This window comes from Oerskovia merdavium (assembly GCF_014836755.1).
Classification (GTDB): Bacteria; Actinomycetota; Actinomycetes; order Actinomycetales; family Cellulomonadaceae; genus Oerskovia; species Oerskovia merdavium.
On the sequence record NZ_JACSQF010000003.1, the window covers coordinates 45300 to 62480 of the forward strand.

The 17181-nt window shown below is 71.9% G+C and carries 14 protein-coding genes and 1 riboswitch; of the genes, 8 read left to right on the forward strand and 6 right to left on the reverse strand.

The window, feature by feature from the left end; translation table 11 throughout:
- Positions 1-43: 43 nt before the first annotated feature.
- A riboswitch (ZMP/ZTP riboswitch) is annotated at positions 44-179 on the reverse strand.
- Between the two features lie 189 nt (positions 180-368).
- The 3 genes from mmsB to chvE all read right to left on the reverse strand — a co-directional run bounded on the left by mmsB (position 369) and on the right by chvE (position 4358).
- A complete protein-coding gene (gene mmsB, locus H9641_RS03850) occupies positions 369-1541 on the reverse strand; it encodes a multiple monosaccharide ABC transporter permease (RefSeq protein ID WP_191801235.1) in 1173 nt (390 codons plus the stop codon).
- Complete coding sequence (mmsA, locus tag H9641_RS03855; protein ID WP_191801237.1) at positions 1538-3088, reverse strand: multiple monosaccharide ABC transporter ATP-binding protein; 1551 nt, start codon at positions 3086-3088, stop codon at positions 1538-1540. Before mmsA ends, mmsB begins: the two co-directional genes overlap by 4 nt.
- A 145-nt stretch (positions 3089-3233) precedes the next feature.
- Positions 3234-4358: a multiple monosaccharide ABC transporter substrate-binding protein gene (gene chvE, locus H9641_RS03860; RefSeq protein WP_377616084.1), complete on the reverse strand. Its 1125-nt coding sequence runs from the start codon at positions 4356-4358 to the stop codon at positions 3234-3236.
- 271 nt (positions 4359-4629) lie between these two features.
- Here chvE and H9641_RS03865 point away from each other — a divergent pair, with 271 nt between their 5' ends.
- The 6 genes from H9641_RS03865 (at position 4630) to H9641_RS03890 (ending at position 12149) form a co-directional block, all read left to right on the forward strand.
- Positions 4630-5886 (forward strand): ROK family transcriptional regulator, encoded by a 1257-nt coding sequence (locus tag H9641_RS03865; protein WP_191801241.1) that lies wholly within the window; start codon positions 4630-4632, stop codon positions 5884-5886.
- A 121-nt stretch (positions 5887-6007) separates the two neighbouring features.
- A complete protein-coding gene (locus tag H9641_RS03870; RefSeq protein ID WP_191801243.1) occupies positions 6008-6778 on the forward strand; it encodes an ATP-binding cassette domain-containing protein in 771 nt (256 codons plus the stop codon).
- 472 nt (positions 6779-7250) lie between these two features.
- Positions 7251-9290: a glycosyltransferase family 2 protein gene (locus H9641_RS03875; RefSeq protein ID WP_191801245.1), complete on the forward strand. Its 2040-nt coding sequence runs from the start codon at positions 7251-7253 to the stop codon at positions 9288-9290.
- Positions 9254-9622, forward strand: a complete 369-nt coding sequence (locus H9641_RS03880) for an STAS domain-containing protein (RefSeq protein WP_191801247.1) — start codon at positions 9254-9256, stop codon at positions 9620-9622. The genes H9641_RS03875 and H9641_RS03880 overlap by 37 nt, the downstream gene beginning before the upstream one ends.
- Entirely contained in the window at positions 9622-10842 is a 1221-nt protein-coding gene (locus H9641_RS03885; protein WP_225219963.1) for a glycoside hydrolase family 26 protein, read from the forward strand. The genes H9641_RS03880 and H9641_RS03885 overlap by 1 nt, the downstream gene beginning before the upstream one ends.
- Before the next feature lie 2 nt (positions 10843-10844).
- Positions 10845-12149 (forward strand): family 16 glycosylhydrolase, encoded by a 1305-nt coding sequence (locus H9641_RS03890; protein WP_191801249.1) that lies wholly within the window; start codon positions 10845-10847, stop codon positions 12147-12149.
- 141 nt (positions 12150-12290) lie between these two features.
- Here the strand turns inward: H9641_RS03890 and H9641_RS03895 are convergent, their stop codons facing one another.
- Entirely contained in the window at positions 12291-12809 is a 519-nt protein-coding gene (locus H9641_RS03895; RefSeq protein WP_191801251.1) for a GNAT family N-acetyltransferase, read from the reverse strand.
- A 95-nt stretch (positions 12810-12904) separates the two neighbouring features.
- Between H9641_RS03895 and purU the strand changes: the two genes are divergently transcribed.
- Entirely contained in the window at positions 12905-13786 is an 882-nt protein-coding gene (purU, locus tag H9641_RS03900) for a formyltetrahydrofolate deformylase (RefSeq protein ID WP_191801253.1), read from the forward strand.
- A 92-nt stretch (positions 13787-13878) separates the two neighbouring features.
- Here purU and H9641_RS03905 read toward each other — a convergent pair whose 3' ends face one another.
- Together H9641_RS03905 and pdxR are read right to left on the reverse strand one after the other, a co-directional pair.
- Positions 13879-14346 (reverse strand): GNAT family N-acetyltransferase, encoded by a 468-nt coding sequence (locus H9641_RS03905; protein WP_318244368.1) that lies wholly within the window; start codon positions 14344-14346, stop codon positions 13879-13881.
- A gap of 211 nt (positions 14347-14557) precedes the next feature.
- Positions 14558-16099 carry a MocR-like pyridoxine biosynthesis transcription factor PdxR gene (pdxR, locus tag H9641_RS03910; RefSeq protein ID WP_191801255.1) on the reverse strand — a complete coding sequence of 514 codons (1542 nt, stop codon included), beginning with the start codon at positions 16097-16099 and terminating at the stop codon, positions 14558-14560.
- A gap of 80 nt (positions 16100-16179) precedes the next feature.
- Between pdxR and H9641_RS03915 the strand changes: the two genes are divergently transcribed.
- Positions 16180-17163, forward strand: coding sequence for an aldo/keto reductase (locus H9641_RS03915; RefSeq protein WP_191801257.1), 984 nt, complete (start codon positions 16180-16182; stop codon positions 17161-17163).
- The last annotated feature ends 18 nt before the right edge of the window (positions 17164-17181 follow it).

A 17181-nucleotide genomic window follows, 5' to 3' on the forward strand; every position in this document is an offset into this window, starting at 1 on the left:
GTGGGGAGGCGTGCTCTATCCGGGCACGTCCCCACAGGGGGCGACCCGGGGCCCAGGCGAACGACCCGTCGTCTACACAGCATGCCGCTCCCCGGTGGTGATCCACCATCCCCGTCCGTCCCGTGGCCTCCCCAGAGGGCGGCGTGCGGGGCGCGGGTGCGCCAGTCGCGACGTGCACGATCCTAGCCCACGTCGGCGGGCCGCGGCAGGTGGTCCATATCACGGCACGTCCCGGCCGCGCCCGGCCCCCGGCACAGCACAGCGGGGTGCGCGCGGCTCTCGCCGCACGCACCCCGCTGGTCCGGTCACGGCAGGACGGGTGTGCGCCCGTGCTGCCGTCCCCCCACCGCCACTCTCCTCACGACGGATCAGGAGAGTGCGGCGCGCCTCTTGCTCAGCAGGTCGAACGCGACCGCGAGGAGCAGGACCAGGCCCTTGATCGCCTGCTGCCAGGCGGCGTCGACGGCCATGATCGACAAGCCCATGTTGAGCACGCCCATGATGAGCGCACCGATCATGGCCCCGGACACGCGTCCTACGCCGCCCGCGACCGCGGTGCCGCCGATGAAGCACGCGGCGATCGCGTCGAGCTCGTAGTTCATGCCCGCAGCGGCCACGCCGGCCCCGGCACGTGACGTCGTGATGACGGCCGCGACCGCCGCCAGGACACCCATGTTGACGAAGATGCCGAAGTCGACCCGGCGCGAGTTGACGCCCGACAGGACGGCCGCGTGCCGGTTCCCGCCGATCGCGTAGATGTGCCGACCGAACACGCTGCGGTTGAGCACGAACGAGTACGCGATGATGAGGATGCCCACGATGAGCAGGACGATGGGCGTGCCGCCCGAGCTGAGCGAGAGCCAGTACGTCACGACACCGATGAGCACCGCGGCCAGGACGATCTTGACGACGAACGCGGGCAGCGGCTCGACCGCGAGGTCGTGGCGGCGCAGCGAGCTCCGTGCGCGCCACTGCGCCACGGCGAAAGCCACGATCCCGATCGCGCCGATCACCAGGGTCACGACGTCGAGGTCGCCCACGAACCCGAACCAGTTGGGCACCGAGCCGTTGCTGATCGCGATGAAGCCGCTGGGGAGTCCCGCGACCGTGGTGCCGACCAGGACGATCGCCAGACCGCGGAAGATGAGCATGCCCGCGAGGGTCACGATGAACGCGGGTATCCCCACGTACGCGACCCAGAAGCCCTGCCACATCCCGACGAGCGCCCCGACCCCGAGGGACAGGACCACGGCGAGGAGCCACGGCAGGTCCCACTGGCTCATCATGATGGCGCACAGACCGCCGACGAAGGCGACGACCGAGCCGACCGACAGGTCGATGTGTCCTGCGACGATCACCATGACCATGCCGATCGCGAGGATCATCACGTAGGCGTTCTGCTGGATGAGGCTCGCGACGTTGTTCGGGTAGAGCAGTCGTCCGTCCGTGAGGACCTGGAACAGCAGGACGATCACGAGCAGTGCCGCGACGATGCCGTACTGGCGGACGTTGCGGCCGAGGTATTCCCTGACGGCGTTCATCGGACGGTGACTCCCTTGTCCATGGTCATGTAGTGCATCAGTGCTTCTTGGGTGGCGTCGGCGCGCGCGACCTCGCCGGTGATCCGGCCCTGGCTCATCGCGTAGACACGGTCGCACAGGCCGATGAGCTCGGGGAGCTCGGAGGAGATGACGACGACGGCCTTGCCGGCGTCGGCGAGCGCGTTGATGATCGCGTAGATCTCGTACTTGGCGCCCACGTCGATGCCGCGCGTCGGCTCGTCGAGGATGAGGACGTCGGGGTCGGAGTAGACCCACTTCGACAGGACGACCTTCTGCTGGTTGCCGCCCGAGAGCTTCCCGACGACGGCCTCGACCGTCGGGGCCTTGATCCGGAAGTCGGTGCGGTAGCGCTCGGCGACCTGGGTCTCGGCCTGCGAGTCGACGACGCCCCAGCGTGAGACCTTGCCCAGCGCCGAGGCCGAGATGTTCTCGCGGATGGTCTGGATGAGGTTGAGCCCGTACCGCTTGCGGTCCTCGGTCGCGTAGGCCAGCCCGTGGGCGATGGCCTCCTTGACGCTGCGCGTCCGGATGAGGGTCCCGTTCTTGTACACGCTGCCGGAGATCCTGGAGCCGTACGAGTGCCCGAACACGCTCATCGCGAGCTCGGTGCGCCCTGCGCCCATGAGGCCGGCCATGCCGACGATCTCGCCCGCGCGCACGTGCAGGTTCGCGTGGTCGACGACGACACGGTCGGTGTCGATCGGGTGGTGCACCGTCCAGTCCTCGATGCGCAGGACCTCGTCGCCGATCGTCGGCTCGTGCTCCGGGAAGCGGCTGTCGAGCGAGCGGCCGACCATGCCGCGGATGATGCGGTCCTCGGTCACGGGCTCTTCGCCGTGCAGGTCGAGGGTCTCGATCGTGGCGCCGTCGCGGATGATCGTCACACGGTCGGCGATCGCGGCGATCTCGTTGAGCTTGTGGGAGATGATGATGCAGGTGATCCCGTGGCTGCGGAACTCGTCGATCAGCTTGAGCAGGTGGGCGCTGTCCTCGTCGTTGAGCGCCGCGGTGGGCTCGTCGAGGATGAGCAGGTCCACGCGCTTGGACAGTGCCTTGGCGATCTCGACGAGCTGCTGCTTGCCGACCCCGATGTCCATGGCCTTGGTCGCGGGGTTCTCGCCGAGCCCCACGCGCTCGAGCAGCGCGGCGGCCTCGCTCGTGGTCCGGTGCCAGTCGACGATCCCCGCCGAGGCCTTCTCGTTGCCGAGGAAGATGTTCTCCGCGATCGACAGGTGCGGCACGAGCGCCAGCTCCTGGTGGATGATGACGATCCCGCGGGCCTCGCTGTCCCGGATGGTCCGGAACTCGCACGTCTCGCCGTCCATGACGATCGTGCCCTCGTAGGTGCCGTGCGGGTAGACGCCCGACAGCACCTTCATCAGGGTCGACTTGCCGGCCCCGTTCTCCCCGCAGATCGCGTGGACCTCGCCTCGACGCACGTCCAGCGTGACGTCCTGCAAGGCCTTGACGCCGGGGAACTCCTTGGTGATCCCCCGCATCTCGAGGATGTTGCTCTCGCTGGCCATGGGTCAGCTCCTCACTCGTCCGTTCCTGTCGGGGGGGTCGCGCGGCGGGCGGCCCACCGCGCGACCCCGCCGCTCGTCATGCTCCTGTCGTGCTCACCGCGCCCGGCCCCGGGGCGCCCCCAGGGCCGGGCGCGGCGCCGACCGGTCAGAGGCCGAGCTGGTCGGCCGTGTAGAAGCCGGAGTCGACGAGCGACGACTGGACGGTGTCCGACGTGACGACCTGCGGGTCGAGGAGGTAGGACGGCACGACCTTCACGCCGTTGTCGTAGGTCGTGGTGTCGTTGACCTCGACCTCCTCGCCGTCGATGATCTGCTGGACCATGGTGGCGACCTGGTCACCGAGCGTGCGGGTGTCCTTCCAGACCGTCATGGCCTGCTTGCCCGCGAGCATGTTCTTGACGTTGGCCTCGTCGGCGTCCTGACCCGTGACGAGCGGCCAGGCGTCGCCCGGCGTGTAGCCGCCACCCTCGAGCGCCTGCTCGATGCCGAGCGCGAGCGAGTCGTTGGGCGACAGGACGACGTCGACCTTCTTGTCGGTGTAGAACGAGTTGAGCCGGTTCTCCATCTCGGACTGGGCCTTGGCGGACTCCCAGCCCTGGATGCCGATCGTGGTCCAGTCGTCGACCGTGGCGGGCGCCTTGCCCGAGGGCACGACGAGCTGGCCCTTCTCGACGTAGGGGCTCAGGACGTCCCAGGCCCCCTTGAAGAAGAAGCGGGCGTTGTTGTCGTCGGGCGACCCGGCGAAGGGCTCGAGGTTGAAGGGGCCGGCACCGCCGGCCAGGCCGAGCTGCTCGACGATGAACTCGCCCTGGAGCGTGCCGACCTTCTCGTTGTCGAACGTCGCGTAGTAGTCGACGTGCTCGGAGTCGTTGATCAGACGGTCGTAGGCGATGACCGGGATCTCCTCCTTGGCCGCCGCGTCGAGGACCGGGCCCAGGGCCGTGCCGTCGATCGAGGCGATGACGAGGACGTCGGCCCCCTGGTTGATCATGTTCTGCAGCTGCGTGATCTGCTGGTCGACCTTGTTGTCGGCGTACTGGAGGGTGGTCTCGTAGCCGGCTCCTGCGAGCAGCTCCTCGAGGTGGGCACCGTCGTTGTTCCAGCGCTCGAGGCTGCGGGTGGGCATCGCGATGCCGATCAGGGGCGTGTCGGTCCCCGTCTCGCCACCACCGGACTCTCCACCCGAACGCTCCGAGCTGCAGGCCGTGAGAGCACCGAACAGCAGCGTCATCCCGGCAGCTGCGGCGACCGCCTTGCGCATAGACGTCATCGTCATTCCCTTTCGTCTTCGAACCAGGGGCGGGCCTCAGCTGTGAGGCCCGGGATGCCTCCGAGCCGCGGAGGGAATCCGCGAGGCCTCGGTCGGCACTGCAGTGAAACTAGCCACCCTTGAGTTCGAGCGTCAAGCGCAGTAATCAGTTCGTGACCTAATTGTGTTCGAGACTCGAACTCAGAGTGGGGGCGGTACCACCCGGAGCACCTCGCGGATTCCCGGTTCTGCCTCCGTTCTGCGGCTCCCAGGAGCGTGTACGCTCCTTCCTGTGAACAACGACCGGTCCACGCCCGGCTCGCAGACCTCACTCCGAGAAGCGAACCGAACGCGCATCGTGGATGCGGTGAAGCGCTACGGCGGACTCACCCAGGTCGAGCTCGCCGAGGCCACGGGACTCTCGACGGCGACGGTGTCGACCATCGTCAAGGAGCTGACCCAGGCAGGGGTCGTCGACACCCGACCCACCTCGCGCTCCGGACGACGCGCCCTCAAGGTGACCCTCGCCCGCCAGCTCGGTCTCGTGGCAGGCATCCAGTTCGGCCACCGCCACCTCAAGGTCGCGCTCGGCGACTTCGGCCGCACGATCGTGGCCGAGCAGCAGATGCCCCTGCCCGTCGACCACCGCGTCGACACGGGCCTGGACCGCGCAGCGCTCCTCGTCATGGACCTCCTCGAGCGCGTGGGCGCGTCCACGGACGAGCTCCTCACGGTCGGCATGGCCCTGCCCGCCCCGGTCGACATCTCGACCGGGATGATCTCGGTGCGCGGCATCATGCGCGGCTGGGACGACCTGCACGTCGGCCAGGTCATGTCCAAGCGCCTGGCCCGCCCCGTGGTCGTGGACAACGACGCGAACCTCGCCGCGCTCGCCGAGGCCGAGCTCGGTGCGGCCCGCGCCGTCCGCGACTCGGTGTTCGTCCGGGTCTCGTACGGGACCGGGGCTGGCGTCGTGATCAACGGGAACGTCCATCGCGGGTACGCGGGCACGGCCGGGGAGATCGGGCACGTCCAGGTCGACCCCGCCGGACCCATCTGCCGCTGCGGCAACCGTGGTTGCCTCGAGACGGTCGTCGGCTCCGACGCGCTCCTCGCCCTCCTGCGCTCGAGCCACGGCGACCTCACGCTGCGCGACGTCATCTCCCGGGCGCTGGCCGGCGACCCGGGCTGCAGCCGCGTGGTGGCCGACGCCGGTGATCGCATCGGCATCGCGGTCGCCACGCTCGCGAGCGCCATGAACCCCCAGGTCATCGTCGTGGGGGGCGAGCTCGCGGAGACCGGCGAGATCCTCGCTGGCCCCCTGCGCGACGCGGTCCGCCGGCACCTGGTGCCCAACACGATCGCGCCCGTCGAGGTCGTGCTGAGCGAGCTCGGACCCCAGGCCGAGGTCATGGGTGCGCTCGCGCTCGCGCTCCAGTCGACCGACGTCGCGAGCGACGTCCGCCTCGCCCCCGGCACGCCCGGCCCGGTCGGGCTGGCGTCGGCCCAGGACCCTGGTGGCGCGGGCCGGTCGGGAGCCCCCGGATGACCCGGGCCCTCCGGGCGACGCCCCGACCCAGGACCCCGACCACCGCACGACCGCCGCACCACGACGACGTGGTGGGCACCCCGACGCCCCCGGGCGCCCGAGCACGAACAGGTGACACGACGTGAGCAGCTCCTCCGCCCTCCCCGCACTGTCGCTGCACGGCATCGACAAGTCGTTCGGCGCGGTCCGCGCCCTCGAGGGCATCGACCTCGAGGTCCATCGCGGCGAGGTCGTCGCGCTCGTGGGCGACAACGCCGCGGGCAAGTCGACGCTCGCCAAGGTCATCGCGGGCGTGCTGACCCCGGACGCGGGCATCATCGAGTCCGACGGCGTCCCGGTCACCATCCCCTCCCCGGCCGCGGCGCACGCGCTGGGCATCGCGACCGTCTTCCAGGACCTCGCGCTGTGCGACAACCTCGACGTGGTCTCCAACCTCTACCTGGGGCGCGAGCTGCACCGGGGTCCGCGCCTCGACGAGGCCGCGATGGAGGAGAACGCGCGGCGCATCCTGCGCGACCTCACGTCCCGCATCCCCTCGGTGCGCACGCTCGTCTCCGACCTGTCGGGCGGGCAGCGCCAGAGCGTCGCGATCGCCCGCACGCTCCTCGGCGACCCGCGCATCGTGGTGCTCGACGAGCCCACGGCCTCGCTGTCCGTCTCGCAGACGGCCGAGGTCCTGACCCACATCGAGCGCCTGCGCGACCTGGGCCACGCCGTGATCCTCATCAGCCACAACATGACCGACGTGCGCGCGGTCGCGGACCGGATCGAGGTGCTGCGCCACGGGCGCAACAACGGCAGCTTCTCGGGCCCCGGCACGAGCTACGAGGAGATCATCGCCGCGATCACCGGCGCCATGACGACGCCGCGACGCAGCGTGCGCCTGGGCTGAGCCCAGGCCGACAGGTGGTGCCGGGGCCACCGAGCTCCCGAAGGGCCCTCCGCCCGCCGGGCCCAGACCCGCCGGACAGCTCCCCGCACCGTGCGTGGCGCCGTCGGGCCGCACGACGCGCACGAACGTGCCGCGGCCGCGAGCGCCGCACGTGACGTCCCCGTGAACGGGACGTCAGCCACCGTGACGGGGCGTTACCACCGGGTTGCCGACCTGTGGAGATGTGGGCGCACACCTCGCATCACGCGCGAAACGGACGGCGCGGTGCTTCCGTCCTGCCCGCGTCTGCCCCTACGTTCGGAGCACGACACCGCAGGAGGTCCGGGGACACCCGGTCACCCGCCGTCGTGACAGGCACGCAGGGGTGTCTCTGCCCGTCCCGACGTCATCGCCGCCGCCGCTCTCGAGCCGCCGTGCGCGTCCTGCGCGCCACGACGACCCGACCTGGTCTCGTCGTCCGGCGGAGGTACGCATGGGAAGCAGCAGGCTCGCGGCGGTACGGCTCCTGGCCGTGGTCGCGGTGGCGTTCGGGCTCGTCTACATCGGCTGGCGCTGGACGGGGACCGTGGCCTGGGACGCCTGGTGGATCGCGGTCCCCCTGGTCCTGGCCGAGACGTACAGCCTCGGCGAGACCGTCCTCTACGCGCTGACGATGTGGAACGCGAGACGGCGGGCGCCCGCTCCCCCGGCGCCCGAGGGCCTGAGCGTCGACGTGTTCGTCACGACGTACAACGAGCCCGTGGACCTGGTGCTGCGCACCGCGATCGCCGCACGCGACATGACGTACCCGCACGCGACGTGGATCCTCGACGACGGCAACCGGGCCGAGCTCGAGGTCGCGGCCTCGCGCGTGGGGATCGGGTACATCACCCGCGGTCCCGAGTGGGAGGGGCGCCCCCGGTTCGCCAAGGCGGGCAACGTCAACAACGCGCTGTTCCGCACGAGCGGCGACCTCGTCGCGATCCTCGACGCCGACCAGGTCCCCGAGCCGCGGTTCCTCGACCGGGTCCTGGGGTACTTCGACGACGAGGAGGTCGCGTTCGTCCAGACGCCCCAGCACTTCTGGAACGTCCCCCCGAACGACCCCCTGGGCACCCAGGCCGAGCTCTTCTACGGACCCATCCAGCAGGGCAAGGACGGGTGGGGGGCCGCGTTCTTCTGCGGCTCGAACGCGGTCCTGCGGCGTGAGGCGCTCATGGCGCTCGGGCTCACCCGGTTCAGCCGGGACGCCCGGGGCAGCATGCGGGCCGCGCTGCGCGCCGGCAGGTCGCGCCTGCAGGACCTGCTGAGCCAGCTCGCGGTCCGCGAGCCCACGGCCATGCCCGTGGCCGAGCAGGCGCTCGCCGCGGTCCGGCGCGCCGAGGGGCAGTTCCGTCGGGGCGACGTCCTGACCGAGATCACGTCCGAGCTGAGAGCGGCGTTCGCCGCAGCCCTCGCTCCGCGCCCCGAGGCCGCACCGCTCCCCGAGGAGGTCGCGGGAGAGCTGCTCGAAGAGCTCGACGGCGTCCTGGAGCTGGTCGACGTGGCCCGCACCGACCAGGCCCTGACGATCAACCCCCTCGACACGACGACCATCACCGAGGACATGGCCACGGCCATGCACCTGCACGCGATGGGCTGGACGAGCGTCTACCACCACGAGGTGCTCGTCCACGGCCTCGCGCCCGAGGACGTGGGCACCGCGCTCTCCCAGCGCCTGCGCTGGGCGACGGGGTCGATGCAGGTCTTCTTCCGCGACAACCCGCTCATGGTCCGCGGCCTCACGCTCGCCCAGCGGCTCATGTACCTGGGCACCATGACGAGCTACCTGAGCGGGTTCGCCGCCCTGGTCTACCTCTCGGCACCGGTGCTCTTCCTGACGGTCGGGATCTTCCCGCTGCACGCCGACCCCACATTGTTCTTCCTCCACTTCATCCCGTTCTTCGTGGCCTGCCAGCTCCTCTTCCAGCTCTCCGGCCGGGGCAGCCGTGGGCTGTGGCGGGGGCAGCAGATGTCGTTCGCGCTGTTCCCCACGTGGATAGCGGCCACGCTCTCCGGGGCGTCGGCGGTGTTCCTCGGCAAGCACATCGCGTTCTCGGTCACCTCCAAGACCAAGCAGGCGACGGGCACGGGCTACCGGCACGTGCTCCCCCAGGTCGTGGCCACGGCCGTGCTGCTCGTGGCCTCGGCGATCGGCGTGGCCCGCATGCTCGCGGGCGAGGCCTCGGCCCCGGCGACCTACCTCACCCTGGCGTGGGTCGTGGTCGACCTCGCCCTCCTGTCCGCCGCGCTACGTGCAGCGCGGTACACCGGTCCCGGCGACTCCGTCGTGGACCCCACCCCCCCGTCCGTCGCGCTCCTCGCGGCCCAGGCCGTGAGCGACGGGCTCGACAGCAACGACAGCAACGACAGCAACGGCGCTGGGCTCACCTCCCTCCTCGACCCGACGGATCTCCCGCTCGACCTCACCGTCCGCCACGCACCCAGGAGCTCACCATGGCCACCATCGTCAGCGCACCCGACCTCACCCTGACCCACCCCGTCACGAGCATCGACCTCCCGACCGGCGGCAGGCTCGACGCAGCGGCCGTCCTGGCCCTGCGCGGCCCCGTGGCCGCGGCCGTCGCCGACGGCCCGGTGCTCGTCCTGCTCGACGTCTCGGGCGTCGACGGCGTCTCGCCGTCGGGGGTCGCCGGGCTGCTGGACCTGCTGCGCGTCGTCCGCTCGCGCGGCGGGGACCTGCGGTTCTTCGGGGCCTCGGCGGCGGTCCGGCACGCCTTCACCGCACTGCGCCTGGACACCGTGGCCCGCATCTACGGCGGCCACGACGAGGCGCGGGGACTGCTCGCCACCCGGGCCTCCTGATGACGTTCTACCTCCCTGGGACGAGCGGGCGCCGGCGGCGGCCCGGCCTGGTGACGCCCGTCATGATCATGTTCCTGGGCGTGGGGGCGGTCGGCGCCGGGTTCGCGGTCGCGGGTCCGCCCGAGGCCGGGCCGCCGCCTGCCCCCGAGGCCTGCACGGCCGACGCCGCGCAGGTCGTCCCCGACGACGGCACGCTGCTCGGGGTCAACCTCGACTGGGCGTCCGAGACGCTCGAGGAGCACCGGACGTACCTGGGCCACGCCCCGGCCGTCGCGGTCCAGTTCTCCGACGTCCCCTACGACCGGGCGACCTGGGAGCACACGGTCAGCGCGGTCACCCAGATGAAGGCCAACGGCGGGGTGCTGCTCCTGACCCTCGAGCCGCACGCGGGCCTGGCCGCCATGAGCGACGAGGTGATCGCGACGCTCGCGCACGACCTGCGCGAGGTCAACCAGCAGGGCGTCGCGGTCGTGCTGCGGTTCGCGCACGAGATGAACGGCTCGTGGTACGCGTGGGGACAGCAGCCCACGGCGTACGTCGAGACGTTCCGGCGGGTCGCCGCGGCGGTCCACGACCAGGCGCCCGGCACGGCCATGATGTGGGCGCCCAACTACGGGGGCGGGTACCCGTTCACCGGGGGCCAGTTCGCGGCGCTCCCCGGGTCGGCCGACTACGCGGCCCTCGACACCGACGGCGACGGCACGGTCACCATGTCCGACGACAGCTACCTCCCGTACTTCCCCGGGGACGACGCCGTCGACTGGGTCGGCGTCTCGCTCTACCACTGGGGCAACCAGCGCCCGTGGGGCAACAACGAGGTCCCCGAGGACGGCAAGTTCCTCGCGATGCTGACGGGCACCTACGTCGGCACGGCCGGGGACGACGCCGCCGTCCCGGACTTCTACACCGTGTACGGCGTCGAGCACGGCCACCCGGTCGCGGTCCCCGAGACCGCCGCGATCTACACGCCCTCGCGCGGTGGCGCGGCCGAGCTCGACATCAAGCGCGCCTGGTGGCGGCAGGTCTTCTCCCCGGAGACCCACGAGCGGTTCCCGCAGCTCAAGATGGTCAACTGGTTCGAGTGGGACAAGTACGAGATCGAGATCGACGACGACGTCGACTGGCGTGCGGCGGGTGCCCCCGACGTGCGTGACGCGTTCGTCGCCGACCTCCCGTCGTGGCTGCGCTACGCCGAGGACGTCTCGACCTGCAAGGAGTGATCATGCGCACCTCCACGTCCCCCAGCCTCCTGCTCTCGGCCGTCATCGTGGTCGCGGTGCTCGGGACGCTCGCGGCCGCCGCCGTCGGTCCTCCGGCCGCACGGACCGCGAGCGCCGCCCCGACCATGGGTGCTCCGCCCGGGCCGCTCACCTGGTCCGACGAGTTCGACGGCGCCCCCGGGGCCCCGCCCGACCCCGCACGCTGGCGCCTCGAGACGGGGGGCAGCGGGTGGGGCAACGACGAGCTCCAGTACTACACCGACAGCCCGAGCAACGCCTCGACCGACGGGGCGGGCCACCTCGTCGTCACGGCCCGCAAGGAGAACCCGGCCGGCTATCAGTGCCACTACGGACGCTGCGAGTACACGTCGGCACGGCTCATCACCGCGGACCGGTTCGCCCAGCAGCACGGGCGCTTCGAGGCACGCATCAAGATCCCGGGCGGGCAGGGGACGTGGCCCGCGTTCTGGATGCTCGGGCAGGACATCTTCACCTCGGAACCGTGGCCCGCGAGCGGCGAGATCGACGTGATGGAGAACGTCGGTCAGGAGCCCGGCACGGTGTGGGGAAGCCTGCACGGTCCCGGGTACTCGGGGGCGGACGCGGTGCACGAGTCGTTCACGCTCCCCGGGGGGCAACGCGTCGCCGACGACTTCCACACCTTCACGGTCGACTGGGCACCGGACTCGATCACCTGGTACGTCGACGGCGTCGCGTACTCGCACAAGACCCCCGCCGACACCGGCGGGGCACCCTGGGTGTTCGACGACCCGTTCTTCCTGCTGCTCAACCTCGCGGTCGGTGGGGACTGGCCGGGAGCACCCGACGCGAGCACCCCGCTGCCCGCGCAGATGGTCGTCGACTACGTCCGGGCCTACGCGTGGGACCGACCCGACGAGCCGGGCACGTCGCCCGTCTCCACGACGGGGCAGCTCGTGGGGCTCGGCGGGACGTGCCTCGAGCTGCCCTGGGGCGACACCGCCGCCGGCGTCCCGGTCCAGGTCCGCACGTGCTCGGACGCCGCCCACCAGCGGTGGACGCTCGAGGCCGACGGCACGGTCCGCACGCTCGGACGCTGCCTCGACGTCGCGTGGGGCGCCCGCGAGGACGGCGCGAAGATCCAGACCGCGCCGTGCTCGGGCGATCCTGCCCAGCAGTTCGTGCTCACCGCGAGCCACGACCTGGTCAACCCGCAGGCCGACCGGTGCGTCGACGTCAAGGACTTCAGCACGGCCGACGGATCGCCCGTCCAGCTCTGGGGCTGCGCCGGGACCGCCAACCAGAAGTGGTGGGTCCGCTCCCCCTGAGGCTGTCGTCCGAGCCGTCCCGGGCGCCTCGGGACGTGCCCGCGCGGCGTGCGCCCCGCCGTCGGGCCGGTGCGGTCCCCGCCCAGGACGCAGCGAGGCGCGTCCCCGTCCAGGGGACGCGCCTCGCCGGTGCGTGAGGGCTCAGTCCTGCCCGACGGCGTCGCTCGCGTTGCGCGCCTCGGCCTCGCCCAGGATGCGGCGCAGGTACGTGTACGTGAGGTCGCCCGCGGCCTTGTCGTACTGCTCCTCGTAGCCGTGACGCGTGTAGAGCTCGAGGTTCTGCTTGGAGTCCTTGCCCGTGAAGACCCAGATCTCCGTGGTCTCCTCGGGAAGGTGCGGCAGCACCGCGAAGAGCATCTGCGTGCCGATCCCGCGACCCTGCAGGTCCGGGGCGACGGCGAGCCTGCCGAGCGTGGCCTTGCCGCCCTCGATCTCGACGCGCACCGAACCGACCAGGCGCGGCCCCTGCCACGCACCGAGCGTGATGACGCCCGGCGTCGCCAGGTCCGCCTTGAGCTCCGCGAGCGTCTGGGTCAGCGGCGGGATGTTGGGGTCCCCGTAGAGCTGCGCCTCGGTGACGAACGCTGCCCGGCGGAGCGTGAGGAGCTCCCCCGCGTGCTCGTCCGTGACGAGGTCCATGGTCATCGGCGTGTCGGTCATGGTCCCATCGTGTCAGATCCAGGCAGCCTCGACGTCCGCGTCCGCGGGTGGAATGCCGACCGTCTCACCCCCTCGATCGCGGCTACCCTGGGACCGTGTCCAGCACTCCTTCGTCGAACGCTCCCGCGCCCACGCCCACCCACTGGGTCCTCACGCTGTCCTGCCCGGACGGTCCGGGGATCGTGCACGCCGTCGCGGGGACGCTCGCCGAGCACGGTGGCAACATCACCGAGTCGCAGCAGTTCGGCGACCCGCTGTCGGGGCTGTTCTTCATGCGTGTCCAGGTCGAGTCGACCGCGTCGCGCGACGAGCTCGAGGCCGCCCTGGCACCCGTGATCGAGGCGTTCGACATGACGTGGAACCTGGACGTCGTCGGGCGCCGCGTGCGCACGCTCGTCATGGTGTCCAAGGCCGCGCACTGCCTCGTCGACCTGCTCTACCGCGAGCGCTCGCAGGGCATGCCGATCGAGGTCGTGGGCGTCGTGGGCAACCACCGCGACCTCGAGGACATCGCCGCGTTCTACGGCAAGCCGTTCCACCACGTGCCCGTCACGCGCGACACCAAGGCAGGGGCCGAGGACCGGCTGCGCGAGCTGGTGGCCGAGCTCGACGTCGAGCTCGTCGTCCTCGCGCGGTACATGCAGATCCTGTCCGACGACCTGTGCCGCGACCTGTCGGGCCAGGTCATCAACATCCACCACTCGTTCCTGCCGAGCTTCAAGGGCGCCCGCCCCTACGCCCAGGCCCACGACCGCGGCGTCAAGCTCATCGGCGCCACGTCGCACTACGTGACGGGCGACCTCGACGAGGGGCCGATCATCGAGCAGGACGTCGAGCGCGTCGACCACTCGCGCGCCGTCGAGGACCTCGTGGCGCTGGGCGAGGACGTCGAGCGCCGCACGCTCGCACGGGCCGTGCGCTGGCACGCCGAGCACCGCGTGCTGCTCGACGGGCACCGCACGATCGTCTTCCGCTGACGGACCGGTTCGCGGGTCTCCCGTGACCATCCCGCCTCGGGCCACGCTCCAGGTCGTCACGACCCGGTGGACCAAGCGCTCGCGCGGCGGCGTCAGAGCGGCAGCTTGAACCCCTCGTGCGACTGCGCGTAGCCGAGCGAACGGTAGAACCGGTGCGCGTCCCCGCGAGCCTTGTCCGACGTGAGCTGCGCGAGCGACGCACCACGCTCGCGCCCGCGCTCGTGCGCCCACGCCATCATCGCGCGCCCGATCCCCTGTCCGCGCAGCCGCGAGTCGACGCGCACGGCCTCGACGAGCAACCGGGTCGCCCCGCGCCGCGAGATGCCCGGGACGAACGTCAGCTGCATGACCCCGACGACCTCGCCGCCCACGTCCGCGACCACGAGCTCGTTGTTCGGGTCCGCGTCGATCGCGGCGAACGCGACGTGGTGCTCGTCCCCCAGCTCGCCCGTGCGCCGGGCGGCGATCGCGTCGTCGGCGATGAGCTCGACGACGCGGGCGAGGTCGTCGAGGCGGGCGGTCCGGAAGGTCACGGGGCTCGGGGTGGGCGCGGTCGTCACGGCTGGGCACGCTACCAGCACCGGAAGGCGAGGGGCCCATCGCGCCTGCAGCGCGAGGGCCCCTCTCGGACCCGGCCCGGCTCGAACGGGCAGCCACCCTCACCAGCTGCAGGCAGGACGCGCCTTACCGGGTAGGCGCGCCTTGGGCGGGTTCAGAGATGAACGTACATCGAGCGATGGAGCAGGTCATCGTCTTTTCGGGGGACGCACCCTAAGGCCTCGCGGCCCGCACCGCGGCCGCGAGCCGGGCCACCGCCTCCTCGACGCGCGCGTCCGCGAGGTTGCCGTACCCGACGACGATCCGGTCGTGCTCGCCCTCGCGCGCGGGTGCGGCCGTCGCCCGGTACCGCTCGATCGCCGTGACCGACACCTCGCGCAGCACCGCCTCACGCACCACGTCCGCGGCCACGACGCCGGTCGGGAGCGTGACCACGGCGTGCATGCCCGCGGCGATCCCCGTGACGCTCGCGCCCGGCAGCGCGGCCCCGAGCGCGGACACGAGTGCCACGCGGCGCCGACGGAACCGGCCGCGCGACGCGCGCAGGTGCCGCTCGTACGCGCCCGAGACCAGGAACCTGGTCAGCGCGAGCTGGTCGATCGTGGACGGTCCGGCACCGCCCCGGTCGACGACCCTGCCGAGCAACCCGGGCGGCAGGACGACCCATCCCAGCCCGAACCCGGGGGACATCGTCTTGCTCAGCGATCCCAGCAGCACGACCCGGTCGGGCGCGAGGCCCTGCATCGCGGCCACGGGGCGGCGGTCGTAGCGGAACTCGGCGTCGTAGTCGTCCTCGACGACCATGCCGTCGACGTCGCGCGCCCAGCGCACGAGGGCCTCACGGCGCCCCGGCGACAGGGCAGCACCCGTGGGGAACTGGTGGGCGGGAGTCACGAGCGCGGCCCGCGCCCCGGTCCGGCGCGACGCCGCGAGGAGCGCGTCGACGTCGACCCCGTCCTCGTCGACCGGGACGGGCACGGGCGTGAGCCCTGCGGCCGCGGCCGTCTCGCGCAGGCGCGACCAGCTCGGGTCTTCGACGAGGAGAGCCCGGTGCCCGGCCTGGTGCAGCGCGCCGGCAATCCGCCGCATCGCGTCGTCCGCGCCGTGGGTCACGACGACGTCGCCCGCCCCTGCCCGCACGTGCCGGGCGCGCGCGAGGTAGGTCGCGAGCGCCGCCCGGGTCGCGGGGTGACCGGTCGGGTCGGGCGCGGCGAGGTCGGCGTCGGGTGCCACGGCAAGGGCTTCGCGCAGCGCACGGACCCAGGCGGCGCGCGGGACGTGCCGCAGGTCGGGCACCCCGGGCCCCAGGTCGAAGCGCGCTCGCGGGGCACGGGTCCCCGTGCCGGCACGGCCCGACGACGTCGCTCGCGTCCCGACGTCGTCGCGTGCGGCTCGGGAGGACGGCGGGGCGGTCCCGGCCGAGAGCGGCACCCTCGTCCCCGAGCCGGTCCGGGACTCGAGGAACCCCTCGGCGACGAGCTGGCCGTAGGCCTCGGTCACGACCCAGCGCGAGACGCCGAGCGTCTCCGCGAGGACCCGGCTGGGTGGCAGGGCTGCGCCCGGAGGGACCCTCCCCGAACGGACGGCCACCCGCACCGCGGCACCGAGCCGGGCGTGGAGCGGGTCCGGCCCCTCACCCAGGTCGAGGACTGTCTCCCAGGCGAGCGCCGCCGTCGGGCCTGGGCTGGACGAACCGGACGCACGGGACACGCCCGCCACGAACCGCCGGCGCGAATTGGTCTGGTCCGATGCCATGCCAATGGACCGTACACCCAGGCCGCTCGCCTCCTAGCGTGGATGACGTCAACCCACCGCCCCCTTCACCGGAGACCACCATGCGCTACCGCACCCTCGGCGACGGCAACACGTCCTTCGACGTCAGCACACTCTGCCTCGGCACCATGAACATGGGCACCCTGACGGACGAGGAGACCTCGTTCGCGATCCTCGACCGCTACCTCGAGGCCGGAGGGACCTTCCTCGACACGGCCAACAACTACAGCTTCTGGGCAGGAGGGAACGGGCGCGACAGCGAGGACCTGATCGCTCGCTGGCTCGTGAGCAGAGGGGTGCGCGACCAGGTCCGCATCGCGACCAAGCTCGGCGCGGCCAAGAAGGACCCCGCCCTGCCGTTGTCCAACACTCCCCCGACCAACTTCCAGGGCCTGGCGGCCGAGACCGTCGCGCGGGAGGCGTACGAGAGCCTGCGGCACCTCGGTGTCGACCGGCTCGACGTCCTCTACGGGCACGTCGACGACCTCGACACGCCGCTCGCGGAGACCGTCGGAGCCTTCGGCAAGCTCCAGGCCGAGGGGGTCGTGGGGATCTCGGGCATCTCGAACGTCGCGCTGTGGCGCGTGGTCGAGGCGCGTGAGGAGGCGCTGCGACAGGGCGTCGCACCCTACGGGGTGGTCCAGGAGCAGCTCAGCTACCTCTACCCGACGCCCGACCCCGACCGGCACAACTGGGCCTCGCCCGAGCTGCTCGACTACGCACGCTCGACCGGGAGCGACGAGCGCCCGCCGCTCGCGGTCACGGCCTACTCCCCGCTCCTGCAGGGGGCCATGGTGCGCGACGACAAGGAGCTGTGGGAGGGCTACAAGCACCCGACCTCGCTCGAGCGTCGGCGTGTGCTGCACGAGGTCGCGCGGCAGGTCGGCGCGACGCCGAACCAGGTCGCGCTCGCGTGGCTGCTCGGCGGTCCGGTGCCCGTGGTCCCCGTGATCGGGCCCAGCACCGTCGCACAGCTCGACGAGCTGCTCGGCGCGGCGGACCTGGACCTCGACCCGGAGGTGCGGGACCGGCTCGACGCGGTCTGACCCGGGCGACGCACCGAG